The 24,122-nt window shown below is 68.2% G+C and carries 22 protein-coding genes; 11 read left to right on the top strand and 11 right to left on the bottom strand.

Annotated features, from left to right (window positions below; translation table 11 throughout):
* Positions 1–48 precede the first annotated feature (48 nt).
* A complete protein-coding gene (locus RUR_RS36105) occupies positions 49–1,359 on the bottom strand; it encodes an MFS transporter (RefSeq protein ID WP_283139723.1) in 1,311 nt (436 codons plus the stop codon).
* Positions 1,360–1,485: 126 nt separating this feature from the next.
* Here RUR_RS36105 and RUR_RS36100 point away from each other — a divergent pair, with 126 nt between their 5' ends.
* The gene (locus RUR_RS36100; RefSeq protein ID WP_283139722.1) at positions 1,486–1,944 is read left to right on the top strand and encodes a winged helix-turn-helix transcriptional regulator; all 459 of its coding nucleotides are present in this window, start codon (positions 1,486–1,488) and stop codon (positions 1,942–1,944) included.
* Between the two features lie 270 nt (positions 1,945–2,214).
* On the top strand, positions 2,215–2,919 hold the full coding sequence (locus tag RUR_RS36095; RefSeq protein WP_283139721.1) for a hypothetical protein: 705 nt from the start codon (positions 2,215–2,217) through the stop codon (positions 2,917–2,919).
* A 425-nt stretch (positions 2,920–3,344) separates the two neighbouring features.
* Here RUR_RS36095 and RUR_RS36090 read toward each other — a convergent pair whose 3' ends face one another.
* Entirely contained in the window at positions 3,345–4,235 is an 891-nt protein-coding gene (locus RUR_RS36090; RefSeq protein WP_283139720.1) for a hypothetical protein, read from the bottom strand.
* A complete protein-coding gene (locus tag RUR_RS36085) occupies positions 4,232–4,783 on the bottom strand; it encodes an RNA polymerase sigma factor (protein WP_283139719.1) in 552 nt (183 codons plus the stop codon). Before RUR_RS36085 ends, RUR_RS36090 begins: the two co-directional genes overlap by 4 nt.
* A gap of 131 nt (positions 4,784–4,914) precedes the next feature.
* Here RUR_RS36085 and RUR_RS36080 point away from each other — a divergent pair, with 131 nt between their 5' ends.
* Together RUR_RS36080 and RUR_RS36075 are read left to right on the top strand one after the other, a co-directional pair.
* A complete protein-coding gene (locus tag RUR_RS36080; RefSeq protein ID WP_283139892.1) occupies positions 4,915–5,259 on the top strand; it encodes an MmcQ/YjbR family DNA-binding protein in 345 nt (114 codons plus the stop codon).
* Positions 5,260–5,877: 618 nt separating this feature from the next.
* Complete coding sequence (locus RUR_RS36075) at positions 5,878–6,363, top strand: GNAT family N-acetyltransferase (protein WP_283139718.1); 486 nt, start codon at positions 5,878–5,880, stop codon at positions 6,361–6,363.
* 27 nt (positions 6,364–6,390) lie between these two features.
* Here the strand turns inward: RUR_RS36075 and RUR_RS36070 are convergent, their stop codons facing one another.
* The 4 genes from RUR_RS36070 to RUR_RS36055 all read right to left on the bottom strand — a co-directional run bounded on the left by RUR_RS36070 (position 6,391) and on the right by RUR_RS36055 (position 9,570).
* Positions 6,391–7,287, bottom strand: coding sequence for a TolB-like translocation protein (locus RUR_RS36070; RefSeq protein WP_283139717.1), 897 nt, complete (start codon positions 7,285–7,287; stop codon positions 6,391–6,393).
* A gap of 68 nt (positions 7,288–7,355) precedes the next feature.
* On the bottom strand, positions 7,356–8,192 hold the full coding sequence (locus tag RUR_RS36065; protein WP_283139716.1) for a 5-oxoprolinase subunit C family protein: 837 nt from the start codon (positions 8,190–8,192) through the stop codon (positions 7,356–7,358).
* Complete coding sequence (locus tag RUR_RS36060; protein ID WP_283139715.1) at positions 8,189–8,797, bottom strand: 5-oxoprolinase subunit B family protein; 609 nt, start codon at positions 8,795–8,797, stop codon at positions 8,189–8,191. Before RUR_RS36060 ends, RUR_RS36065 begins: the two co-directional genes overlap by 4 nt.
* Positions 8,794–9,570, bottom strand: a complete 777-nt coding sequence (locus RUR_RS36055) for a LamB/YcsF family protein (RefSeq protein ID WP_283139714.1) — start codon at positions 9,568–9,570, stop codon at positions 8,794–8,796. The genes RUR_RS36060 and RUR_RS36055 overlap by 4 nt, the downstream gene beginning before the upstream one ends.
* A 113-nt stretch (positions 9,571–9,683) precedes the next feature.
* Here RUR_RS36055 and RUR_RS36050 point away from each other — a divergent pair, with 113 nt between their 5' ends.
* Both RUR_RS36050 and erm read left to right on the top strand, forming a co-directional pair.
* A complete protein-coding gene (locus tag RUR_RS36050) occupies positions 9,684–9,821 on the top strand; it encodes a hypothetical protein (RefSeq protein WP_283139713.1) in 138 nt (45 codons plus the stop codon).
* Between the two features lie 218 nt (positions 9,822–10,039).
* Positions 10,040–10,816 (top strand): ErmE/ErmH/ErmO/ErmR family 23S rRNA (adenine(2058)-N(6))-methyltransferase, encoded by a 777-nt coding sequence (gene erm / locus RUR_RS36045; protein ID WP_283139712.1) that lies wholly within the window; start codon positions 10,040–10,042, stop codon positions 10,814–10,816.
* 36 nt (positions 10,817–10,852) lie between these two features.
* Here the strand turns inward: erm and RUR_RS36040 are convergent, their stop codons facing one another.
* Together RUR_RS36040 and RUR_RS36035 are read right to left on the bottom strand one after the other, a co-directional pair.
* The gene (locus RUR_RS36040) at positions 10,853–11,083 is read right to left on the bottom strand and encodes a hypothetical protein (RefSeq protein ID WP_283139711.1); all 231 of its coding nucleotides are present in this window, start codon (positions 11,081–11,083) and stop codon (positions 10,853–10,855) included.
* Entirely contained in the window at positions 11,076–11,420 is a 345-nt protein-coding gene (locus RUR_RS36035; RefSeq protein WP_283139710.1) for an ATP-binding protein, read from the bottom strand. Before RUR_RS36035 ends, RUR_RS36040 begins: the two co-directional genes overlap by 8 nt.
* A 161-nt stretch (positions 11,421–11,581) precedes the next feature.
* On the opposite strand from RUR_RS36035, the gene RUR_RS36030 reads away from it, so the two are divergent.
* The 3 genes from RUR_RS36030 to RUR_RS36020 all read left to right on the top strand — a co-directional run bounded on the left by RUR_RS36030 (position 11,582) and on the right by RUR_RS36020 (position 15,893).
* A complete protein-coding gene (locus RUR_RS36030) occupies positions 11,582–12,304 on the top strand; it encodes a GntR family transcriptional regulator (RefSeq protein WP_283139709.1) in 723 nt (240 codons plus the stop codon).
* A 142-nt stretch (positions 12,305–12,446) separates the two neighbouring features.
* The gene (locus RUR_RS36025; RefSeq protein WP_283139708.1) at positions 12,447–13,679 is read left to right on the top strand and encodes a hypothetical protein; all 1,233 of its coding nucleotides are present in this window, start codon (positions 12,447–12,449) and stop codon (positions 13,677–13,679) included.
* A 447-nt stretch (positions 13,680–14,126) separates the two neighbouring features.
* Entirely contained in the window at positions 14,127–15,893 is a 1,767-nt protein-coding gene (locus RUR_RS36020) for a S9 family peptidase (RefSeq protein WP_283139707.1), read from the top strand.
* A 185-nt stretch (positions 15,894–16,078) separates the two neighbouring features.
* Here RUR_RS36020 and RUR_RS36015 read toward each other — a convergent pair whose 3' ends face one another.
* Complete coding sequence (locus RUR_RS36015; protein ID WP_283139706.1) at positions 16,079–17,329, bottom strand: PP2C family protein-serine/threonine phosphatase; 1,251 nt, start codon at positions 17,327–17,329, stop codon at positions 16,079–16,081.
* 401 nt (positions 17,330–17,730) lie between these two features.
* Between RUR_RS36015 and RUR_RS36010 the strand changes: the two genes are divergently transcribed.
* Positions 17,731–21,924, top strand: a complete 4,194-nt coding sequence (locus RUR_RS36010; RefSeq protein WP_283139705.1) for a HAMP domain-containing protein — start codon at positions 17,731–17,733, stop codon at positions 21,922–21,924.
* Between the two features lie 3 nt (positions 21,925–21,927).
* A complete protein-coding gene (locus tag RUR_RS36005; protein ID WP_283139704.1) occupies positions 21,928–22,581 on the top strand; it encodes a response regulator in 654 nt (217 codons plus the stop codon).
* Here the strand turns inward: RUR_RS36005 and RUR_RS36000 are convergent.
* A complete protein-coding gene (locus tag RUR_RS36000; protein ID WP_346349095.1) occupies positions 22,578–24,008 on the bottom strand; it encodes an NYN domain-containing protein in 1,431 nt (476 codons plus the stop codon). The two genes, RUR_RS36005 and RUR_RS36000, sit on opposite strands and share 4 nt — an antisense overlap.
* Between the last annotated feature and the right edge of the window lie 114 nt (positions 24,009–24,122).

Below are 24,122 nucleotides of genomic sequence, written 5' to 3'. Positions count from 1 at the left end.
GCCGGTTGATCATGAACCGGACGGACCCGCCATCCGCATGGGCGGGTGTCATGGGATCGCTTGTCGCTCCGCCGGTGGACTCGTACGCGGCGGGTGGTTCGACGCCGGGTCCGGAGAACGACGTCGTGCCAGTCGGTCGATGGCCCATATGAGCAGGGCGAGCATTGAGAGGCCTGCCCCGAAGGCGCTGACGGCATTCCAGCCGGCGAGGCCGTAGAGGCTGGTCGCGGCGATCGCGCCGCCACCGGTACCGATCGAGTAGTAGGCCATGTAGCCACCGATCATCTGGCCGGCGGCGGCGGGATCGGTCTGGACGATCAAATGCTGGTTGGTGACGTGCAGGGCCTGCCCGGCCAGGTCGAGCACGACGATGCCGACGGCGAGCAGGATCAGGGAGTACGGAGCCGCCCCGATTGCCGCCCACGACAGGCTGAACAGGACCAACGCGGTGCCGGTGACCCACTGGGCCAGGCCGCGGTCGGCCAGTCGTCCGGCCCGGGCGGCGCCGACCACGCCGACCGCGCCGATGGCGCCGAACAGGCCGATCCAGCCGCTTGACAGGTGCCACGGGGCGGCTGCGAGGGGCAGCGCCATCGACCCCCAGACCGCCCCGAACCCGCCGAACATCAGCAGTCCGATCAGGCTGCGCACCCGGAACACTCGATCCCGCGCCGTCAGGATGACCACGGAGGAGATCAGCCGGGCATAGGAGGCCCGCACCTTGGGGATGCGGTCCGGCGGTAGCAGCCGACCCAGGGTCACGGCCAACGTGAGCATCAGCACAGCCGAGACGAAGTAGACCCATCGCCATCCCCACAGGTCGGCGATCAGCCCGGACACTGTGCGGGCCAGCAGGATTCCGATGACGACGCCGCCGGTCACCACGCCGACCACGCGACCGCGCCGGCCCGGGTCGCTCAACACCGCGGCATACGCGACGATGACCTGCACGACCGCCGAGACCAGGCCCATGACCGCGATGGCGACGAAGAAGACGGCCGTGTCGCCGGACAGTCCGACCGCCACCAGTGCGGCGGCGGCCACCAGGGCCTGCGCGACGATCAGAAGCCGGCGATCGACCAGATCCCCGATCGGTACGATCGCGACCAGCCCGATCAGGTAGCCGAGCTGGGTCACCGTGGTCACCAGCCCCAGGTGCTCGGCGCGCAGGTTCAGATCGACGCCCATTCGACCGAGCAGCGGCTGCGCGTAGTACACGTTGGCCACCGACACAGCGCACGCCACCGCCAGTAGCACGGTGAGTCCGGTGCCGATACGCGTGGCTCCCGTATCCGCAGTCCCTATCGCCGTACGGCCGCGGTCGGCGCCCAGCCAGCCCATGACCCACCCCCTCCCCATGATTCGATCTGGGGTCGCACTGCGAGCCCGAGCCAAGTGGTAGTAGAATGCAACCACCATAGCTGAGGGTGGTTTTATTTTGCAACCAGTTGATGTGCTGCGGCGCATCACTGAAGGGAGGTCGTCATGAACGCACGGCCAACCGACTCAACGTGTCCGGTTGCTCGCACCGTCGACATCGTGGGCGACCGGTGGTCCCTGCTGATCATCCGGGATGCCTTCGACGGCGTCCGACGCTTCAGCCAGTTCCAACGCAGTCTCGGCATCGCCAAAAACATCCTCGCCACACGACTGCGTCACCTGGTCGACGTCGGTGTCCTGCGTGTCGAGCCCGCATCCGGCGGCGGCAGCTACCAGGACTACGTCCTGACCGACAAGGGCAAGGACCTTTTCGACCTCATCGTCAGCCTGCGCCAATGGGGGCAGGATCACACCTTCACGCCCGGGGAACAGCACTCGGTCCTGGTGGACGTGGCAACCGACCAACCGGTCCCCAGGCTCCGCTACACCACCCCAGACGGCACACATATCCAGGCACACGACATCCGGGTCCGCAAAGTCAACGAAGCGGCTCAGCCTCTGTAGCCGAAGACCGTGCCGCGACTCGCTCGCGACGCCACAGGTTCGACCGCGTGAGTCCGCACGCCCGTTGTCGTGGACACCGGTCCAGCCAGGTAGCGAACGCCACAGTCACTCAATGCTGTCAACGCCGGCCTGCCTTCTAAAAATCAGCGGTATCGGCAATTCACTTACCCGGGAATCGTACAGATCAGATCCACTCGGTCCCGGTGAGGCGGATCATTCCGATCATCGACGCCGGTTGACATGTGTCCGATCCCAAGCAAAACTCCGATTGTGCGCTTAACTCGAGTATGGAGAGAACAGTGGACAACGGGGTGGACAACGCTCACCCCGTTCGAGTTGTACGGCGAGTATTACCTGCTGTCGTACAAGAACGGGTCCGGAAACGCAGACCTAAGTAAGTTCCACAACGACGGCTCGTACAACAGCGTGTGGCAGCACAACTGGACAACAGGGTGGACAACACTCACCCCGTTCGAGTTGTACGGCGAGTATTACCTGCTGTCGTACAAGAACGGGTCCGGAAACGCAGACCTAAGTAAGTTCCACAACGACGGCTCGTACAACAGCGTGTGGCAGCACAACTGGACAACAGGGTGGACAACACTCACCCCGTTCGAGTTGTACGGCGAGTATTACCTGCTGTCGTACAAGAACGGGTCCGGAAACGCAACTCTTGACAAATTCAACAAAGACGGCTCGTACACCAGTGTGTGGCAGCACAGCTGGACGACGGGGTGGACAACGCTCGTCCCGTTCAAGGCCTACGGTGAGTATTACCTGCTGTCGTACAAGAACGGGTCGGGCGAAGCGGCTCTTGACAAATTCAACAAGGACGGCTCGTACACCAGTGTGTGGCGGGAGAACTGGACAACGGGGTGGACAACGCTCACTCCGTTCGAACTGTACGGTAAGCACTACCTGTTGTCTTATAAAGCGGATACGGGAACCGCAGACCTGAGCAGGTTTGATTTATAATCCTGAATCCGATCTGTCGGAGTGAACTGGTCCTACATCACGGCCGGCCCTTATTCTTGGAAGTTCGCGGCCCAGGGGCTTCCAAGAACAAGGTCTTCGGAACCTCGCCGGCCTGCGGCGTTGACTCCGTTTGGGAGCTCATCGCGCCGACCCGGGGCGTGAGCCCTATGGTCCGTCCAGCGCGGGAGAACCCGCGGAGAAGACAGCCGCCCCGATCCGACACCGCCTAGACCAACGCAGACCAATACTCTGAACTGCGCATTAGCCAATCCGCGCAGGCCGGGTAGGTCTCCATACCTCATTCGGGACGAAGAGGTCGTAAGTTCAGATCCCGCCACCCCGACGAATGCGAAGGCGATCTATATCCGCGGAGAGTGCGGGTCAGGTCGCCTTCGTCATACTTGTGCGTCAGCCGGACGAGGGGATCAGGGCTGGTCGTTGTGGAAGCCCGGCGGGGGCGTGGTCTGCGGGCTGGGGAGTACGTGCAGGACGATGACGCCGTCGTTGTAGGTCGTCGCCTCAAGTATCCGCCAACCCGGATCTATCCGGCTGGCATGCACGTTCTCCTCGAGGTTGTGGCCCTCACCGCCCTCGGCTTTGACCGGCCATACCAGTGCGTAGGCCACGCCGAGACTATGGCCCCGTATCACCTGCTCGGCTTGGGTCACGCTCTGGTTCTTGAGGTTCACCCCGGCCAGCGGCTCGCCGGGCCAGGTCGCATCGGCCGGGAAAGCGTACTTCTCCCCGGGCTTGGCCGCGCGGCCCAGGCTGAGCCGGATGCGCCCCTTCGGCTCCATCGGGATGCGGAACATGCTCACGCAGGTCAGGACCCGACCCTGGCAGTCATCAGCCCCCTGCGCGGCAACATGGTCGCCTTTGCCTTCGGTGTCGAGGCCGATGAATGAGCCCCGGCTTTGCGGGGAGATCGGCTTGAGGTCCACCACCGCGTTCAACCCCAGCCTTTCGAACGCCTTGTTGAGGTCTTCGGGTTTGGGTGCGGAGTCAGTGATGTAGAAGAGGTAGTCGTCGCCATCTCGGTCCACGATCACCGACTGTCCCGCGTACACCTCGCCGGTGGCTTTGAAGAGGGTGGGCCCGACAAGGAAGGCACCGGCCAGTGCCGTCACCGCGACCGCGCCGACCAGGGCACGCCGCAGGGTCAAGCCAACCAGTGACGACCGGCGCCGCTCCTGGACCGCCGGCGTGGACACGATCTCCTCCAGCAGCGTCCGTGCCCCGGTGCCGGACGCCTGACCTGTCAGATCGCCGTCCCCAATCCGCGCCAGCCGGGCGATGAGCTGATCGTCGGGCTTCATACCGGCTCCTCCTTCATAAGCGGCGTCCGGACGACGCCGAGTTCGGGCCCGGTCTCCTTGAGCAGCCGGGCCAATCGCTTGCGTGCCCGATACAGGCGGATGCGTACGGCGTTGCGCGAGCAGCCGAGAACCTTGGAGATCTCCCCTGGGTCGAGGCCTTCCCACACCGCGAGGGAGAGGAGTTCCCGATCGTCCGGGTTGAGGCGGCCGAACGCCTCGCCGACCGCTTGTACGGCGGGATCGGCCTCGGGCGGGATCTCGGCGTACAGCCGCTCCGCCTCGGCCAGCAGTTCGGCGTGGCGGGTCCGCCGGCGGAGCTCGCCGCGGCGGTGGTTGGCGATGACCCGGCGGGCGACGCCGTACAGCCAGAGCCGGGCCTGGTCCCCGGACGGTATCTCGCCGATCCGGCGCCAAGTGATCAAGTAGGTCTCGGCGACGATGTCGGCGGCGTCCTCCGGCGAGGCACACCGACGCATGGCGTATCCGAGGATCTGTTCGTAGGTGCTGTGGTACGCAGCCTCGAAATGGGATCGGGCTAGGTCATCCACACGGCATCCTCATTGAGGCTCCCTGGGGGTGTCGGGTGTTCGGTCAGTACATGTCCGAACCCCTCGCCAGGATTTCCGGCCCAGCTCAGCCCCTTGAGAAAGTGTCGGAGCGCTCTGATATAGCTGAAACCATGGGTGTGAGCGTCGATGAGTTCCTGAAGATGTTGAAAGAGCTGCCGGAGGTCGAACAGAGCGACGGAGGCGACTGGGTGTCGCTGAGAGTGCATGGCAAGGGCTTCGGCTACCTGTGGGAGAAGACGGAGACCGTAGGGCTGAAATCGACGATCGAGGAGCAGCTCGCGCTGGTCGCCGAGCGCCCGGAGGTCTTTGAGATCCAGTTCACCGCAGGCAGGTTCGGCTGGGTGGTGGTGCACCTTTCCGGGATCGAGGCGGACGAACTGTTCGAGCTGGTCACCGAGGCGTGGTGCCTGACCGCGCCCAAGCAGCTCGTCGATGCGCACGAGGCCGCACGCTAAACCCTGCGACGCGGCCACGTCCCCTGGGTTGGCCCCGATGCCATCGCTCGATCGGGTGAGGCGTCCGTGAGCGGCTCCCTGGCTCCGCCGATACGGCTGGAGAAGACCACGGCCGATACTCCGGCGGTATCGTCTTCCTCAACATCGCCCCCACCGATCCGGGCCGCACCGACCCCGAGGTCCCGGCATTCACCGGGGCGATTCAGGCCGTTCCTGCATTGGGTCCTCATCTGCCCTGGTGGAGGGCGGCGTCACGAAACGCGGGAACGTCGTGACTGACGGGCCCTGTCGCGGCTGCCCGCCGGGTTCGGGCAGCCCTGGCGGAGATCACACACCCCCGATTACCACAATCTTCCTGACGGATTGTCAGAGACGCGACATTATTGGGGGACCGGTGGGACAAAACGTCATCTCATCTGGTGAAATATGGAGTTGCGTCAGGTTAGTCCTTGCATGATGAACTTAACCTCACACATGGCATGACCACCTAAACGCCCTACGCTGACCACTTTGACTGGAGCGCAGGCCTTGATCGGCGAACCCCCTGAGGTGACGTGTGTATCCGGTCCTTGATGAGCGGAGAACGGACTTCGCCACGGAGAACGGAACCCCCACCGCATGAAGATCACCATCCGACGAGCACGCGAGTCCGACGCCTCCGAGATCGCGGACACCTTCCTCTCCGCACGGGCGCGAATGCGCTATCTGCCGCGGCTCCACACCGACGCGGAGATCCGCCACTGGATCGAGCACACCATGCTCACCTGCCACGAGGTATGGGTCGCCGAGTCGGCGGAGAATGGACCGATCCTGGGATTCGCCGCACTCCACGACAACTGGCTGGGACACCTCTACATCAAGCCGAAGGCGCAGCGGCAAGGCATCGGCACGCACCTGCTGAACACCGCCAAGAACTCCCACCCGGAGGGCCTTCGGCTCTACATCTTTCAGCGCAACACCGGCGCCCGGCGTTTCTACGTGCGGCACGGTTTCTCGGTGACCAACTTCACCGACGGCAGTGAGAACCAGGAGAGCGAGCCGGACTGCGTCTACATCTGGCCGGGCTTTCCCGCGGCGGTGGCCGCGGACATGCAGCCTCAGTAACCGCATGCCCACGGCCGTGGTCGACCGCTATCCGGGAATGCCGAGCAGCGCCATCCTTCTGGCCAGGGTCGGCTCGGTGAGCCGCTGGAGCTCCTTGCCCTGCGGTGACAGGACCACGAGGATGTGCCGCGAATTGCCCTTCACCCGGACGACGAGCCGGCCGTCGGGCAGGTAGAGCGCCCCGATGAGCGCGCCGCGGACCGGAATCGAGACCTCGGCACCGGTGAGCGTGTCGACGACCGTGGGCCGGTAGACGAACGGCCAGGACCCGTCGCCCCCCTCGGCGTTCGGAGCGAGCCGGTTGACGACGACGTTGCGGCCGTCGGGCGAGAGGCTCTGCACATGGTTCGCGTTCTTGATCCCGGGTGCCCGCCGGGACCGTCCGGTCGTCACATCGAGGATGTGGACGCCGTCGGTGTTCCCTGCGTATCCGGCGATATGGCGTCCGTTCGCCGACCAGGTCAGGTGGCAGACACCCAGCGTCGTCCCGACTCTGCGCGCGCCCCGGCCGTCGGCCCCCACCACCGCGACCGGAGCGCTCTCCGTGGTCGAGGGGAGGGTGTACGCGACCCGCTGCGAGTCCGCGGACCACGTCGGTGTCGAACAGGGTCCGGAGTAGAGGGCGTTACGCGCCACCACCTTGTCTCCGGCGGAGCCGAAGACGTGCAGTCTGCCCTTGTCGTCGATCCAGGCGACCTTGGTGCCGTCCGGGGACGCCGAGAACTGCCCGCTCCCCGCGGTGACGGCCATCTTGTGCCAGCCACCTCCGCCGCCCGAGGCGTAGTTCCACACCTCGATCTTGCCGCCGGAGCCGAGTTTGTAGTAAACGGCGCTTCCGGAGAGCGGCTGGGGTGCGGCTTGAGCGGTCGTCGCATGAAGAACGACCGCGGCGAAGGCCGCAAACAGAACAGTAAGACGTTTCATCGGACACCTTAAGATCGCTTAGCTGTACTCGACTCTTATAGCGCCTCCACCGTGTCTCGGCTGGACAGTCATCGGAGTTGAAACGAGATGAGCGCCCCGGGCCGGACTTGAGCGGCCAGATCGACGTCCTCGGTCACCACCACGCCGATCACCGGATAGCCGCCCGTAACCGGGTGGTCGACGAGGAGCAGGGTCGGCTGACCCGACGGCGGCACCTGGAGCGCCCCGGGGACCATCCCCTCGGTGGGGAGCTCACCGGCGCGTGACCGGGTGAGTGCGGCGCCGCGGAGTCGCAGACCCACGCGGTTGCTGTCCGCGCTCACCGTGTAGGGCCGTTCGCACAGCACGGCGACACCGTCCGGGGTGAACCAGTCGTCCCGGGGACCGGGAACCACCCGAAGAACGATCGTGGTGGGTATGTCCTGCCGAGGAGCGGCGTCGACCTGGGGCCACGATCGCGGCGGCGGTCCGACCGGCAGGAACGCACCCGCGCGGACGGGATCGGGACCGATGCCCGACAGCATGTCCGTGGACCGCGAGCCGAGTACGGACGGCACGTCGATCCCGCCGCGCACCGCGAGGTAGGTGCGGAGCCCGGAGCCGGGTTCGCCGAGCCGCAGGACCGCCCCGTCGGGGAGCCGGACCACCGAGTTCACGGCCGTGCCGGGGCAGGCGGCCCCGGTCACGGCGACGGTGAGCGGGCCCCGCGCCCGGACGACCAGACCGCCCAGGGTGATCTCCAGCCCGGCCGCGCCCTCGGGGTTGGCCACGAGCCTGTTGGCGAGCCGGAAGGACGCCCGATCGGCCGCGCCCGAGACCCCGACGCCGAGCGCGCCCAGCCCGGGTCGCCCAAGATCCTGAATCGTCGTGAGCGGACCGGGCGACAGCACCTCCAGCCCCTTCACGCGACCTCCGTGAATCGCACCCGGACACCGGGGAGCAGGAGCGCCGGCGGGTTGCGCGCCGGATCCCAGACGACCTGCTCGGTGTGTCCGATGAGCTGCCAGCCGCCCGGGGAGGCCCGCGGGTAGACGCCGGTGAACTCCCCCGCCAACGCCACGGCCCCGGCGGGCACGCTGACCCGGCTCTCCGGTCTGCGCGGCACCTGCAGCCGTGGATCGCCGCCCACGAGGTACCCGAAACCCGGGGCGAAGCCGCAGAACGCCACCCGCCACTCAGTCGCTCCGTGCGCCTCGACCACGCCACGGGCGCCCAGCCCGGTGAGCTCACCCACCTCGACGAGGTCTGCTCCGTCGTAGACCACCGGGATCTCCACGAGATCGCCTTGGGCCGGCTCCGGATGCGCGGCCTCCAAGGCCCGTACGGCTCGCGCCACCGCGTCGAGGGAGGCGTCCGGTTCGACGCGGAGCAGGATGGTCCGCATCGCGGGAACGACGTCGCTCACCCCGTGCGGCGGGTTACGCGTGATCTCGCCGTAGAGGGCGTGTACCTCCGCAAGGCCGCCGAGCTCGACCAGGAGCCCGGCGTCGCCGCAGCGCAGCAGCCTCATGCCCGTGCCCCGGCGAACGGGGCGACCGCCACCCCCGCCTCGGTCAGCGTCAGCCGTACGGCCCTCGCCATCTCCACCGCGTCGGGGGTGTCGCCGTGCAGGCAGACCGACTCGGCGTGCACCGTGAGCGGAGTGCCGTCCACGGCGATCACCTGACCGTCGGCGACCAGCCGCAGGCACCGTTCGGCGATGAGAGCGGGGTCGTGCAGGACCGCCCCCGGCTCGGTACGCGGTACCAGGGTGCCTTCGGCGGTGTAGGCGCGATCCGCGAACGCTTCGGGGACGGGCCGCAAGCCGGCCCGGTCCGCCTCCCGCAGCCATGCGGAACCGGGCAGGCCGAGAACCGGCATGCCGGGCGAATAGAGGTGTACGGCGTGCGCGAGGGCCCGGGCCTGCGCCTCATGGTGCACCACCGCGTTGTACAGCGCGCCGTGCGGCTTGAGGTAGGCGACCCGTCCCCCGGCGATCGCGGCGAAGGCGTCGAGCGCACCCATCTGATAGATCACGTCATTGATGAGATCGTCGGGGGCGACGTCGACGAACCTGCGCCCGAAGCCCGCGAGATCCCGGTAACCGACCTGGGCGCCGATGGCTACCCCGCGGGCGACCGCGCGTGCACAGGTCCGCCGGAGCACCGTCGGATCCCCGGCGTGGAACCCGCAGGCCACATTGGCGCTGCTGACGTAGGCGAGCATCGCGTCGTCGTCGCCGAGACGCCATCGACCGAAGCTTTCGCCGAGGTCGGCGTTGAGGTCGACGGTGCTGCCGGTCATGTCACGCTCGCAGGTCGCTCGCGACGGTCACGATGGGCATCAGTCTAGGGCGGCCGGTGCGTCGACCGGGAAACCCGGTTGGCCGATCGGGGTGCGTCCTCTACGGTGGTCCCATGGGTGCAAGTACGGCAGCGATCATTGGCGGGGCGTCCCCCTGGGCCCACGCGATGATCGCAAGGCTGCGCCTCCGGCTCAGTGCCCTGGCCTACCAGGACGCCACCGACGCCCCCGCGCACCCGTTCACGGCATAGCGCCTTCTCGCGTACCGGCGTCTCACGGATCGCTTCCGTGATCTAAACGCGTCTTTCGTGTGCCCAGGGCCTCCGAGTAGTCCACATCACCTCGGACAGGCCGCCACGTCACCGCGTCGCCTGTCCCACCGCCGACCCCGCGTCGGCAGGAGAGGACACCGGCTGTGCCGATCGCCAGAAAACATTGGGATCACACCGGCCCCCAAAAGCGGGCCTATGTGCAGAATCAGCGGGGGGCGAAGTCCCGTCGGCGGGAGCTCTCCCAGAACTTCCTCACCGATCGCACCGCGATCGCTTCAGTCCTGCAAGCCGCCCGGCCCCGCCCGGACGACCTCATCGTGGAGGTCGGCGCCGGGCGGGGCGCCCTCACCCGTGAGCTGGCACGATCGTGCCGCAAGGTGGTCGCGTTCGAGATCGACGAACGGCTGGCCGGAAGCCTGCCGGACATACCGAGAGTCCAGGTGGTGCACGGCGACTTCCTCCGCGCCGAACCTCCGGAGGAGGAGTTCGCCGTGGTGGGCAACATCCCCTTCGCCGTCACCGCGCGCATCGTCGACTGGTGCCTGGGGGCGGACCGGCTCACCTCGGCCACCATGGTGACCCAGCTGGAGTACGCCCGTAAGCGCACCGGTGACTACGGACGGTGGACCCGGCTCACCGTGGAGACCTGGCCGCTGTTCGAATGGCGGCTGCACGGCCGAATCCCCCGCCGGAGCTTTCGTCCGATGCCTGCGGTGGACTGCGGGATCCTCCGCCTGACCAGGCGCGCCCAGGCGTTGCTGCCGCAGGGTTCGCTCCCCGACTTCCGCGACCTCGTCTCCCTCGGCTTCACCGGGGTGGGGGGTTCGCTGCACGCGTCGTTGCGCCGCCACCATTCGGCCCCGCGGCTCCGCGACGCGTTCGACGCCGCGGAGCTCGACCGGAGAACGGTGGTGGGGTTTGCGCCGCCGGGACGGTGGATCACGCTCTTCCGGCGGTTGCACCGCATCGATTGACGTGGCACGGAGGCGGTCCGAGGCATGGAGCTCCGATCACGGCGGCCCTTCGTCCGGTGGGTCGCCGGAACGGGTCTCGGCCGCCTCGGACCGCCGGTCGCCGCCGGCGAGGTAGCCCAGCCGCTCCAGCAGTTCCTTCGCCTCCTCGGGATACCTCGCGACGAGAACCCGCAGCGATTCGAGATCGGCGCCCCGCCGCGTGTAGGCGGTCGGCACCCGCTCAAGGAACCGGCGATATCGCGTCAGTGCGTCGTCCTGATCACTCATGGGTTTCCTCAGTAGAGATCTCCGCCCAGGTCATGGTGTAAAGGCCGGGAACCCCTTCGTGGCCCCAGCGACTCGCGATGGAGTCCACCAGCAGCAGCCCTCTGCCTCCGTCCGCGTCGGGGGACGGATCACGGCGGATCGGAGAGGAGTCCGAACCGTGATCGCTCACCTCCACGCGGATGGAGTCACCTTTGTGCACAAGGCTGATCGCGACATCGACTCCCGAACCGTGGACGACGGCGTTGGTCACGAGCTCGGAGAGCACGAGCTCGGTATCCGCCACGAAGGGGTGGTCTAGGAGAAACTGCCGCGCGAAGGCCCTCGCAACTGGCACCATGCCTGTGGAAGCAGGAAGCACTACAGTCCACGCGTCCACCGCCACCTCCAGCCACAGACCGATCACAAGAAGTAAAGTTGGAGCACCAGGTTAGGGCTGGAGTTCCAACTTGTCCATGGATCCGCAACAATTGGCCGCAGATCCACGACTGAGAGTGATCGATGCCGAGCCCTGACCCTGTTTACCTGCGCGTAGCAGCAGATCTCCGACGCCAGATCCTGGACGGCACCCTGCCACCGGGCTCGCCGGTCCCCTCACGCGTGCAAATCACGCAGCACTACAACGTGGGCCAGACCGCGGCGCGCAACGCGCTGCGACTCCTGACCTCGGAGGGTCTCATCGAAGGCCGGGTGGGCTCCGGGCACTATGTCCGGAAGCAGCCTGACCTGACGCGGCTGAACCGCAACCTCTACTCGCACGAGCGCTCCCACTTCGCCGCCGAGGTCGAGGCGCTGGGGGTGAAGCCGGAGTGGAAGACGTCCATCGGCACGGCCTCCCCCGAAATCGCCCAGCGGCTGTTGATCCGCCCCGGGGATCAGGTCACCCGCACCCGATACGCCATGATCGTCAATGCGGAGTGCCTGGCGCTCACGTACTCCTACGAGCCCGGGATCGTCACCCCCGAGAACCACGAATCCGCGGGGCACGGGGTGATCGCCCGGATGTCGGCCGACGACGTGCGCATCGACTCGGTCGTGGAGGAGGTGCATGTGCGGGCGCCTTCGAACAGCGAAGTCGAGGAGATGGAACTGCGGACGGGAAGCCAGCTGCTCGTCATCGAGCGCACGCATTTCTCCGGCAATCGACCGGTCGAGACGGCCGACATCCTGCTCCCCAGTGACCGTTTCGTCCTGAGGTATCGGCTCCCCGTCGACGAAAAGTGAGTAACAGCCGTCAGACAACAAGTCTCGCTGCCCGTGCTGCGCACGAACCTCATCCGTGAGATAGTGCCGATCATCCGTATTGAGTGATTTGTCGGCGCCCCACGAGGGAGACCAGGACGTGCGACCACGTAAACCGAGATGGATGACCACTGTCGGACTGGCTGCCGCTCTCGTCGCCGTAAGCTTGACACCCACCGCCGCGCTGGCCCTGGACGACCCGGGCCAGCGGCGCGGCGGCGACTGCAGCGGACTGTTTCCCGAGGGCACGCCCGACCACGTGGTGTGCCGCTATCTCGTCGGAAGCGACCAGGAAGCACTGGATATCGCGAAGTACTGGATGACCCCGGGCCGGGTGGACTCGGCCAAGCCCTGGCCCCTGGACGAGATGTGCGCGGCCGACGACACCTGTGGGCCGCCCCGGCCGGAGTCGACCCCGACGGGTGCCCCCGGCAGCGTGGACCCCGATCCCGGTGACCATCCCGAGAACGACCAGGCACAGCAGACCGCGAACGGGGCCACGGTCGACCAGACCGTCGACCAGGCCGCCGCGCTCGGCCTGCGGGTCTGGGTCGAGGACGAACTGGCCGACGACTGGCTGGCCGGGCCCGAACGGTTCCGTGCGGCCGTCACCCGCCTCGCCGGTCACGCCAACCGGCCGGGGGTGGCCGGGATCAAGTTCTCCTACGACCTGGGGAACCGTCCCGAGTTCAAGAGCCCGGACGAGGTCCAGCGGTTCGTGGCCGACACCTCGGCCGCGCTCCGTACGGCGGCGCCCGGCAAGCGTCTCGCCGTGGACGCGGTCGTGCCCGAGCTCGGTTGCGGCGCGGTGCAGGCCTGCCTGGACGCGCTGCGGGCGAAGTACCCCCTCCTCACCGCGGAGAACGCGGAGCGCTACCTCCTCACCGGCGCCGTGGACGCGGTCACGCTCAACAGCGTCCCGTTCGCCGGCGAGTACGGGGCCTTCGGGCTCTCGGCGACGCAGGCCCAGTTCAACCAGTGGGTGACCGTGAAGAGCAGGGGCTGGGACGCTCGGGTGCACGTGGGTGCGCGCGACGCCGGTCTGACCCAGGACGGGTCGGAGGGCTGGGACACCACGCGGGCGGAGGCCGAGGCGAGGTTCCGGCTCGACCTTCCGCTGCAGAGCGGCGCGCAGACCGTCCTGGTGTCGGCTTCCCGGCAGGGCTCGGACGCCCAGGTGTTCGGGGACGGGCTCACCGAGAACGAGGTGACCAAGGCGCTGCGGGCGAGAAAGCAGCTGCGCCGGACCGCGCTCCAGATCGACCCGGCCAAGTTCGAGCGGGGTGTCGCGGCGGACCTCCAGGCGGCCGCATCGGTGGCCGACGAGGTCTACGTTTTCGCGGGATATGCCAAGTAATCAGGTATATCCTTTCCGGCATGGCCTCGCCCAGCGCGGCCATGCCGGAAAAGGCTTGAGGGAATCCGCACTCTGCGCATCGAGTCCAGTCGGAAGTTGTGACGCCGAGGCCATTCTTCATTCGTTTTTCGTTGCTCAAACCGCTTTGAGCAAGCATCCTCTTGACCGATGCCCCTCATTGGATGACGATCTGCATCAACTGATCGGCTCATGTTGACCCCGGCTACCGATACATCCACCCGTCTCCCTAGATGAAGTGCCACATATCACGACATTGTCGGACCCTAACCAGCAACCCCGAGGATCATGATGATGCGATGCCGGACGGTGCGGGGGACGGTGAGACGGCCGCTCCACTGCCCGGTTCGGCAGCGGCACTGAGACACAACGGCTACGGGGCCTCCCCGTGACAGCTCGAACCGAGGGTGGGGGAAGGAGAGGGCCAACGTGAAGCCCGAGGAACGCTGGCAATCCAGGTTCCGCGCGCCGCGAGTGACACTGCCCGTGTGGGCAAAGCACATCCCCGCTCGCTCGGTCTACCGCAGCAGCGCCACCGGCACCTGGGAAATCTACGCCTGGGATCGTTCCGCGGGGACGACCCGTCAGGTGACGGTACGGCCGAACGGCACCAACCTCGCCAAGATCGACCCATCCGGTCAGTGGATCTGGTGGTTCGCCGACACCTCCGGCGGCGAGTTCGGCGTCTGGATGCGCCAGCCCTTCCTCGGCGGCCCCGACGAGCCCGCCACCCCGGGTCTGCAACCGGCGCAGTACGCCGGGCTCGCCCTCGGCCCGTCGGGGACGGCCGTCGTCGGTGAGCACTCGATGACCGGCTCCCGAGCCGTCCTCGTCGCACCCGGCCAGGAACCCAGGACCATCTACGAGCACGCCGACTACGCCCAGGTCGTCGGGATCTCCATGGACGGCGGCCACATCGCGATCAACCACAGCGAGCACGGCGATCCCCGGCATCCCGGCCTCAAGATCCTCAGGCAGAGCGGAGCCGTCGTCACCGAGCTGTGCGACGGACCCGGCAAGGGCCTGTACGGCGTGCGCTTCGCGCCCGCGCCCGGCGACACCCGCCTGCTGGCGATCCACGAACGACGCGGCCGGCCCGAGCCGCTCGTCTGGGACGTCAAGACCGGCGACCAGCGCGAGGTCTGGCTCCGGCTCCCCGGTGAGATCATCGCCGACTGGTACGAGGACTGCCGGTCGCTGCTGATCGTCCACCGGCATCGCGGGCGCAACGAGCTCTACCGCTACGACCTGGCCAGCGGTCAGCTCTTCCCGCTGCCGACCACGCGCGGCGTGATCAGCGAGGCGGCCACCCGGCCCGACGGCGTCGTGGAGTACTGCTGGTCGAGCGCGTCCAGCCCGCTGCTCGTCCGCTCCACCGGCGGCCAGGTCGTCATGCACCCGCCCGGTCCGGCCGCCCCGCCCTCGGTGCCCGCGGAGGACGCCGACGTGGAGGGACCCGGCGGCCGGATCCACGCGCTGGTCTCCCGGCCCGACACCGGGCTCGCCCCGTACCCCGCGGTGTTCCTGGTCCACGGTGGGCCGACCTGGCACGACGACGACTCGTTCCTCCCCGAGGTGGCCGCGTGGGTGGACCACGGGTTCGTGGTGATCAGGGTGAACTACCGGGGCTCGACCGGGTACGGCACCGCGTGGCGGGACTCGGTGAACGATCGGATCGGCCTGACCGAGCTGGAGGACATCGGCGCGGTACGGACCTGGGCGGTGAAGCAGGGGCTGGTCGACCCGACCCGGCTGGTGCTGGCCGGTGCCACCTGGGGCGGTTACCTCACCCTGCTCGGCCTCGGCACCCAGCCCGACGACTGGGCCCTCGGGATCGCCGCCAACCCCGTCGCCGACTCGGTGGCCGCCTACGAGGACGCGATGCGCGGCGCCCAGTCCTTCACCAGGTCGCTGTTCGGCGGATCCCCGGCGGAGGTGCCCTCCCGGTACAAGGAGTCCTCGCCCATCAACTACGTCGCCCAGGTGACCTCACCGATCTTGGTACTCGCGGGGGAGAACGATCCGCGCTACCCGATCCGCCAGGTCGACAACTATGTGGCACAGCTCGCCGCGTTCGGCCGTGAGCACGAGGTCTACCGCTACGAGGCGGGCCACGGCGCACTGCTGATGGAGGAGCGAATCCGGCAGATGTCCACCCAGCTCGCGTTCGCCAGAAAGCACCTGGGCCTCGCCTGAGCCGGGCGCGGAACGACCGGGCTTGCCGCCGTCGGGACGAAGGGTGCCCAGGCTCGGCCGGAACGTCCCCGCACATCGGCCGTACGGCCGCCACGACGGGCTCAGGCGCAATCGGGTGCCCGGGCAAAGCCTTGCGGCCCGTACGGCCGTCAGGCGGCTCCGGTGGCACGCGGAGCCCGTACCCCTCAGGCGTGGGGCGCGCGGAGCACCAGGATGGCGAGGTCGTCGGCGCTCGGCTCCGGGGCGAACTCCGCCACGGCCCGGCGGATCCGCTCGGCGACCGCGCCGGCCGACAGGCCGACGCACTCGGCGAGCCGCTTGGCCAGGCCGGAGTCGTCGTCGAGGAGGCGTGCCCCCGACCGCCGCTCGGTGACCCCGTCGGTGACAGCGAGGAGCACGTCCCCGCGCTCAAGGTCGACCACGTCCGTGTGGTACTCGGCTTCCTCGAAGACCCCGAGTAGCGGCTGCGCGGTCACCACACCCGCCACGGCGCCGCCGGCCCGGAGCCGGAGCGCCTCGGGGTGGCCCGCGGAGACCAGGCGGAGCCGTACCCCCTCCGGTCCCGCGATCATCTCGCCGTGCAGGAGGGTCATGAACCTCGCCCGCTCGCCCTCCTCCAGGATCGCCGTGTTCAGGCGGGCGACGATGTCGGCGACGTCGTACCCCTCCCGGGTCAGCAGGCGCAGGGTGTGCCTGGCCAGGCCGGTCACCGCGGCGGCCTCCGGTCCGGTGCCGCAGACGTCGCCGATCGCGAACCGCCACCGTCCGTCCCCGGCGGGGAAGAGATCGTAGAAGTCGCCGCCGACCTCGTTGGTCTCGCCGGCGGGCTCGTACACCACGGCGCAGTCCACGCCGGGGACCTCGGGGATGTCCGGAGGGAGGAGACTGCGCTGCAGGGCCTGGTTGGCCGCCGCCTGCTCCGCGTAGAGCCTGGCGTTGTCCATGGCGAGGGCCGCCCGGTGGCTCAGGTCCTCGGCGAGGTGGACGGCTTCGTCGGTCAGCCCGGTCAACCGCCCCAGGCACATCGCCCCCAGCGCCCGGCCCCTGGCGACCAGCGGGAATATCAAAGCGCGTGAGCCCGCCAGCTCCAGGAGCTCCACCGGAGCGGACCGGTCCGGGACGACCGTGGTCGCCGTGACCTGCGCGAGGTCCTCGCGGAGTGAGTCGATCTTTGTCTCGTCGGTGTGCCAGACGTACTCCGGCCGCATCTCACCCGCGGCGTCGACCAGGTAGACGGCGCACCATGTGGCCAGGCGCGGCACCACGATCTGGGCGATGAGCGCGGGCACCATCGCCGGGTTGAGGGTTCCGGCGAGCAGATCACTCGCGTCGGCGAGAAATCCGAGCCAGCCGGCCCCGGGGGTCTCCGCGCCCTCGGGACGGCTCTGCGGTGCCAGTCCGTCGGGGAGGATGAGATGCACCCACAGTGTCTGCACCAGGCCTTCGACGGTGATCCCCCAGGAGTCCGAAGCGGAGAAATCCGGGAAAACCGGTCGGCCCTCGGCTCGGAACCTCGCCTCGAATTGTGCGCCGTCACCGACGTAGCGGCAGGCTATCTCGATAGGATGATCCGTCCGCCGGGTAATGAATCCGAGCAATTCTTCGATCACAGAGTCGAAGACGGCCGTACTGAACGCCTCTCGCACAATCTGGCGTGCGGCTTCGATCGCGGTCTCATCCGACGCCAGGGTAGCCGCGACAACGGGATGCGATGATCTGAACACTTCTCCCCTAACTACCACAGATACGTCTTGCGTACGTCTTCTAGTCCGCAAGCCCCCGGCCAATCCCCGTGAAAGACTGAGCCCGCCGGAGGTCTCGCGATTGGAGAGCTCTCATGACCATGGCAAAGGCGTCTGAGCATACGACAGCCGACGAATCCTGCTACCCGGAGTCGGAGCTCAGACCGCTTCTGCAAACGCTGATCTCCTGGCGCGACGGTGAGTTTCAGCCACGGGTACCCACCACCGCTCCGGGCATTCTCGGCGAGATCACAACGTTGCTCAACCAGATCGCCGATCGCCGGGAGCACCTGGCCGACGAGCTCTCCCGGGTACGGCGGGAGGTCGCGACCGAAGGCCGTTTCAGCGAGCGGCTCGCCACCAGCCCGGGCACGGGCGCGTGGGGCGAGAGCCTCGACGCGATCAACTCTCTGATCGACGCCCTGGTCCAGCCGGTCAGCGCGGCCGCCGACGTGATCGACGCGGTCTCCAAGGGCGACCTGTCCCAGCGGATCGACCTGGACGGCGTGGCCCGAGGCGACGTACGCAGGCTCGGCCGGGCGGTCAACGGCATGGTCGACCAGCTCTCCCAGTTCACCTCCGAGGTCACCCGGGTGGCCCGGGAGGTCGGCACCGAGGGACGGCTGGGCGGCCGGGCCAACAGCCAGGGCATGTCGGGCAGCTGGCGCGATCTGACCGACTCGGTGAACACCATGTCGAGCCGGGTCTCGGCCCAGGTCCGGGACATCGCGCTCGTCACCACGGCGGTCGCCCGCGGCGATCTCACCCGCAAGGTGGCCGTCGACGCGGTGGGCGAGATGCTGGAGCTCAAGATCACCGTGAACACGATGGTGGACCAGCTCTCCGCCTTCGCCGACGAGGTCACCCGCGTCGCCCGCGAAGTCGGCACCGAAGGTCAGCTGGGCGGCCAGGCCCGGCTCCGCGGCGTCAGCGGGGTCTGGAAGGACCTCACCGACTCGGTGAACGTCATGGCGGGCAACCTCACCGGCCAGGTCCGCAACATCGCCGCGGTGGCCACCTCGGTCGCGCAGGGCGACCTCTCCAGGAAAATCGAGGTCGACGCCCAGGGCGAGATCCTCGAACTCAAGATCACCATCAACACGATGGTGGACCAGCTCTCCGCCTTCGCCGACGAGGTCACCCGCGTCGCCCGCGAAGTCGGCACCGAAGGCCGCCTCGGCGGCCGGGCGGAGGTCAGAGGGGTCTCCGGCACCTGGAAGGACCTCACCGAGAACGTCAACTCGATGGCGGGCAACCTGACCAGCCAGGTCCGCAACATCGCCCAGGTCACCAAGGCGGTGGCCGGCGGCGACCTGTCGAAGAAGATCACCGTCGACGCCCAGGGCGAGATCCTCGAACTCAAGGACACCATCAACACGATGGTGGACCAGCTCTCCGCCTTCGCCGACGAGGTCACCCGCGTCGCCCGCGAAGTCGGCACCGAAGGCCGCCTCGGCGGGCAGGCCCAGGTCCGCGGGGTGAGCGGGGTCTGGCTCGACCTCACCGACAACGTCAACTACATGGCGAACAACCTCACCGGACAGGTGCGGAGCATCGCCGCGGTCGCCACCGCCGTGGCGCAGGGCAACCTGTCCAAGAAGATCACCGTCGACGCCCAGGGCGAGATCCTCGAACTCAAGGACACCATCAACACGATGGTGGACCAGCTCTCCGCCTTCGCCGACGAGGTCACCCGCGTCGCCCGCGAAGTCGGCACCGAAGGCCAGCTGGGCGGCCAGGCCAGGGTCCGCGGCGCCAGCGGGGTCTGGAAGGACCTCACCGACAACGTCAACCTGATGGCCGACAACCTGACCAGCCAGGTGCGGAACATCGCCCTGGTCACCACGGCCGTCGCAGGGGGCGACCTCTCCAAGAAGATCGACGTGGACGCCCGGGGCGAGATCCTCGCCCTGAAGACCACGATTAACACGATGGTGGACCAGCTGTCCTCGTTCGCCTCGGAGGTGACCCGGGTCGCCCGCGAGGTGGGATCGCAGGGCCAGCTCGGCGGCCAGGCCCGCGTGGAGGGGGTCGAGGGGACCTGGAAGCGGCTCACCGAAAGCGTCAACGAGCTCGCCGGCAATCTGACCACCCAGGTCCGCGCGATCGCCGAGGTGACCAGCGCCGTGGCCCGGGGCGACCTGACCCGATCGATCACGGTCGACGCCCAGGGCGAGGTGGCCGAGCTCAAGAACAACATCAACACGATGGTCTCCAACCTGCGGGAGACCACCACCGCCAACCAGGAACAGGACTGGCTCAAGACCAACCTGGCCAGGATCGCCCGGCTCATGCAGGGCCACCGCGATCTCATGGAGGTGGTCCGGTTGATCATGAGCGAGCTGACGCCGCTGGTGTCGGCCCGGTACGGCGCCTGCTACCTGGTCGCGCCGAACTCCCGCGAGCTCACGCTCATCGCCGGGTACGGCCTGCGGCGGGGCGCCCCGCAGCAGTTCGCGATCGGGGAGGGCCTGGTCGGTCAGGCCGCGGTCGAGCGGACGCGGATCCAGCTTGAGGACGTCCCGGCCGACTACCTGACGATCGACACCGGGCTCAGCAAGTCACCCCCGGCTCAGATCGTCATCCTGCCCATCCTCTTCGAGAACCAGGTGCTCGGCGTCCTCGAACTCGCCTCGTTCAACCGGTTCAGCGAGGTCCACCTGGCCTTCCTGGAGCAGCTCGTCGAGAACATCGGCGTGACGTTGAACACCATCATCGCCAACTCCCGGACCGAGGCCCTGCTGACCGAGTCCCAGCGCCTCGCCACCGAGCTCCAGGAGCGTTCGGACGAGCTCCAGCGCCAGCAGGAGGAGCTCCGGCGTTCCAACGCGGAGCTGGAGGACAAGGCCGCCCTGCTCGCCAAGCAGAACCGCGCCATCGAGATCCAGAACTTCCAGATCGAGCAGGCGCGGCGGACCCTGGAGGAGCGGGCGGAGCAGCTCGCCGTCTCCTCCCGGTACAAGTCCGAGTTCCTGGCGAACATGTCCCACGAGCTGCGCACCCCGCTGAACAGCCTGCTGGTGCTCGCCAAGCTCCTCTCCGAGAACGCCGACGGCAACCTCACCCCGCAGCAGGTGGAGTTCGCCAGCACCATCCACGGCGCCGGTTCCGCCCTCCTCCAGCTCATCAACGACATCCTGGACCTGTCCAAGGTCGAGGCGGGCCGAATGGACATCCATCCCCAGCGGATCTCCCTCCCGAAGATCGTCGACTATCTGGAGACCACGTTCTCGCCGCTCGCCGCGGACAAGGGCCTCGCCTTCGCGGTTGAGACGTCCGGAGACGTCCCCCGGGAGCTGCGGACCGACGAGCAGCGTCTCCAGCAGGTGCTGCGGAACCTGCTCTCCAACGCGGTCAAGTTCACCCCGCAGGGCGAGGTGAAACTGACGATCGGCAGGCCGGGGCCGGAGGTCGGCTTCTCCGACGAGACCCTCCGGCACGCCGAGGACGTCGTCGCCTTCTCCATCCAGGACACCGGCATCGGTATCGCGAACGACAAGCTGCACGTCATCTTCGAGGCGTTCCGCCAGGCCGACGGGACGACGAGCCGCAAGTACGGGGGCACCGGCCTCGGGCTCTCCATCTGCCGGGAGATCGCCAGACTCCTCGGCGGCGAGATCCACGTCCTGAGCGAACCCGGGGTGGGCAGCACCTTCACCCTGTACCTGCCCGTCGCCTACACGGGGCCGCTCGCCTCGCGGGAAGGCGGCGTCGTGGTCCCCGGGCACGAGACGACCCCCCGCATGACCCGGACGGCGGAGATCAGCCACGAGGTCGCACCCGACAGCCCGAGCCCGGTGGACTTCCCGGCGCTCCGGCTGGCGGACGACGAGGAACGCACCTGGCACGGGGAGGACCCGCTCTCCGGCGCCAAGATCCTCATCGTCGACGACGACATCCGCAACGTGTTCGCCCTCACCAGCGTGCTGGAGCGGTACGGGTCGGTCGTCGTCTACGCCGAGAACGGCCGGGAGGGCATCGAGCAGCTGGAGCGCAATGAGGATGTGACTCTGGTGCTTATGGACATCATGATGCCGGAGATGGACGGTTGGGCCACGACCTCGGCCATCCGGCGGATGCCGCAGTTCGCCGATCTACCGATCATCGCGCTGACCGCAAAGGTCATGCGGGGCGACCGGGAGAAGAGCATCGCATCCGGGGCTTCGGATTACGTGCCCAAGCCGGTGGACGTGGACATGCTTCTCGAACGGTTGCGCGGCTGGCTGCTGCGGAGCAAAGTTGCCGTCGAAGTCGAAGACGGCTCGGCTCCCCGACATGAAGGGAAGTGATCGGTGCCCGACCGCGCCAGAGTCCTGATCGTGGACGATCGGGAGGAGAACCTGATCGCCCTGGAGGCCATCCTCAGCTCCCTCGACGTCTTCCTCATCCGCGCGCACTCCGGTGAGGAGGCGCTCAAAGCACTGCTGAACACCGAGTTCGCCCTCATCCTGCTGGATGTGCGAATGCCCGGGATGGATGGCTTCGAGACGGCCGCGCACATCAAGCGGCGGGAACGGACCAGGGACATTCCGATCATCTTTCTCACCGTCTCGGATGGAGAGCCCGACTACGCCTTCCGGGGATACGCGGCCGGCGCGGTCGACTACCTCACCAAACCCTTCGACCCGTGGGTGCTCCGGGCCAAGGTCGCCGTCTTCATCGACCTCTACGAGAAGACCCGCAAGCTCACGGTGCAGGCGGAGATGCTCCGCGACCGGGTGACGACGGAGCTGACCGGGGAGGCCGCCGAGGAGGTCTCCATGACCACCGTTCTGGTGGAGCTGTCGGACCGGCTGACCGCGGTCGAGAAGGAGGTGTCACGGGTCCGGGACCTGACGCTCAACGGCCACGACCGGGCACTCAGCCTTCCGGTCGCCGATCTCTGCGCCCGGGTGGCCCGGCTGCGCGCCGGCTTCGACGCCCTGCACGTGGAACCACCCCGCTAACGGCGGGCACGCTCCAGCGCGTCCCAGAAACCCCGGCGGAGCGCGTGCCTGACCTCGTCGTGCAGGAGGAAGTCGATGGGCAGCGCCGACCCCTGCAGGAGTCTGGCCTCCAGATCGGAGGGCATCCTGGGCTTACGGGCGAGCACCGCCTCCAGCCAGAGCGCCGGGGCGTCCCTGGCGACCGAGTCCCCGAAGTCGTAGCCCTCCTTGTGCGCCGACTTCACCGCGTCCGCGAGCGTCGTCGTCCCCTGGCCGGACGAAGCGGCCGGGATCGGCACCGGTGCGGGCTGGGGGCCGGCGTAGGGGGAGCCCGTCCCGTAGCCCGCGCCGCCCGATGAGGTCCCGCTGAAGGCCGCGGCGCTGCCGGACCCGGACGACCCGTGCCGGCTGCCGCTCACCGGCGGGCCGGACTCCGCCGGCGTGGTGGACTGACCGGACCCGGACAGCGGGGTGGGCGCCTGAAGCGGCTGAGCGGGAGCCGAATAGGAGGAAGGCGTGGGGGCCGAGTAGGGCGAGGGACCACCGCTCGGCGTGGCGGCGGGGTAAGCCGGCGGGCTGGGGGTGGCGGCCGGGTAGGCCGACGGACTGGGCGTGGCGGGCGTCACCGGTGGGCTCGGCGAGGCATGCGCGGGCGGGGGGTTGGTCTGCCGGCTCGGGGTCGAGGTGTATCCGGTGTACGGCGGGAGCGCGGCGGGCTGCGCGCGGTTGGGCACATGCGCGATGGCGGAGGAGGAGGACGAGGAGGAGGTGGTCCCGCTCTGCCCGTTGCCGAGCGGCGGCCCGTTTCCGAGTGGCTGGGCACCGGCGTGCGGTTGACCGTTGCCGAGCGGCTGAGCGCTCGCGGGCAGCTGCTGATGCCCGCCGAGCACGGTGGAGTCCATCCCGGTGACCAGGTTGACGTAGGACCGCAGGTGGCCGGAGTCGACCTCGATCAGGTCGTCGCACTCCTGACGCAGCGTCCGGGAGACCGCCCAGTTTCCCTCGGCCGAGATGTGCACGACGGTCACCCGGATCCCCAGGTCCTGCGCGTCGCAGACCACCTGGGCCAGGTCTTCGTCCCCGCTGACCACGATCGCGTCGCAGATCGCGTTGTTGCGGGCGAGCGTCATCAGATCCCGATGGACCTGCGCGTCGACCCCTTCGCGGCGACCCGGCCGGATTCGGGTGAGGCGCAGCTTGAGTCCGGGTATGTCGCTGAGCGCGTCGTGTTCCGAGGTGCGGCGGCCTTCGACGGTCGCCTCGTACCAGTAGCAGCGCAGGACGGGCAGGCCGGTACGTTCACGACCCAGGCCGGTTAAGAGCTGGAGGACGCCCGGAAAGTCCCACGAGACGGCCTCACGATGGCGGGTTCCATGCACCGCCATTGCGCCGTCCGCCAGTAGGTAGCCGGCGTCCACGAACAGCGCACAGCGATCCACGCGATACACCGCCCTTCCCTCGAGGCCGGACCTTACCGGTGCACACCCCTGGGGCGGAAGACCGTATCACTCCGACTGAAATGACGTGCCCCGGCGATCGCCGACGTCAGGCCGTCTCCCAGC

The organism is Rhizohabitans arisaemae (assembly GCF_025996515.1).
Lineage (GTDB): Bacteria > Actinomycetota > Actinomycetes > Streptosporangiales > Streptosporangiaceae > Rhizohabitans > Rhizohabitans arisaemae.
Note: the sequence above shows the minus strand (reverse complement) of the source record. Positions and strands in the feature narration are given on the sequence as shown.

Coding starts and splice junctions, on each gene's coding strand:
- RUR_RS36025 (WP_283139708.1), top strand. CDS start 12,447: ATGACCACTGTCGGACTGGCTGCCGCTCTCGTCGCCGTAAGCTTGACA.
- RUR_RS36010 (WP_283139705.1), top strand. CDS start 17,731: ATGACCATGGCAAAGGCGTCTGAGCATACGACAGCCGACGAATCCTGC.
- RUR_RS36040 (WP_283139711.1), bottom strand. CDS start 11,083: ATGAGTGATCAGGACGACGCACTGACGCGATATCGCCGGTTCCTTGAG.
- RUR_RS36070 (WP_283139717.1), bottom strand. CDS start 7,287: ATGAAACGTCTTACTGTTCTGTTTGCGGCCTTCGCCGCGGTCGTTCTT.
- RUR_RS36080 (WP_283139892.1), top strand. CDS start 4,915: ATGGGTGTGAGCGTCGATGAGTTCCTGAAGATGTTGAAAGAGCTGCCG.
- RUR_RS36090 (WP_283139720.1), bottom strand. CDS start 4,235: ATGAAGCCCGACGATCAGCTCATCGCCCGGCTGGCGCGGATTGGGGAC.
- RUR_RS36030 (WP_283139709.1), top strand. CDS start 11,582: ATGCCGAGCCCTGACCCTGTTTACCTGCGCGTAGCAGCAGATCTCCGA.
- RUR_RS36050 (WP_283139713.1), top strand. CDS start 9,684: ATGGGTGCAAGTACGGCAGCGATCATTGGCGGGGCGTCCCCCTGGGCC.
- RUR_RS36105 (WP_283139723.1), bottom strand. CDS start 1,359: ATGGGGAGGGGGTGGGTCATGGGCTGGCTGGGCGCCGACCGCGGCCGT.
- RUR_RS36055 (WP_283139714.1), bottom strand. CDS start 9,570: ATGACCGGCAGCACCGTCGACCTCAACGCCGACCTCGGCGAAAGCTTC.
- RUR_RS36075 (WP_283139718.1), top strand. CDS start 5,878: ATGAAGATCACCATCCGACGAGCACGCGAGTCCGACGCCTCCGAGATC.
- RUR_RS36060 (WP_283139715.1), bottom strand. CDS start 8,797: ATGAGGCTGCTGCGCTGCGGCGACGCCGGGCTCCTGGTCGAGCTCGGC.
- RUR_RS36035 (WP_283139710.1), bottom strand. CDS start 11,420: ATGGTGCCAGTTGCGAGGGCCTTCGCGCGGCAGTTTCTCCTAGACCAC.
- RUR_RS36100 (WP_283139722.1), top strand. CDS start 1,486: ATGAACGCACGGCCAACCGACTCAACGTGTCCGGTTGCTCGCACCGTC.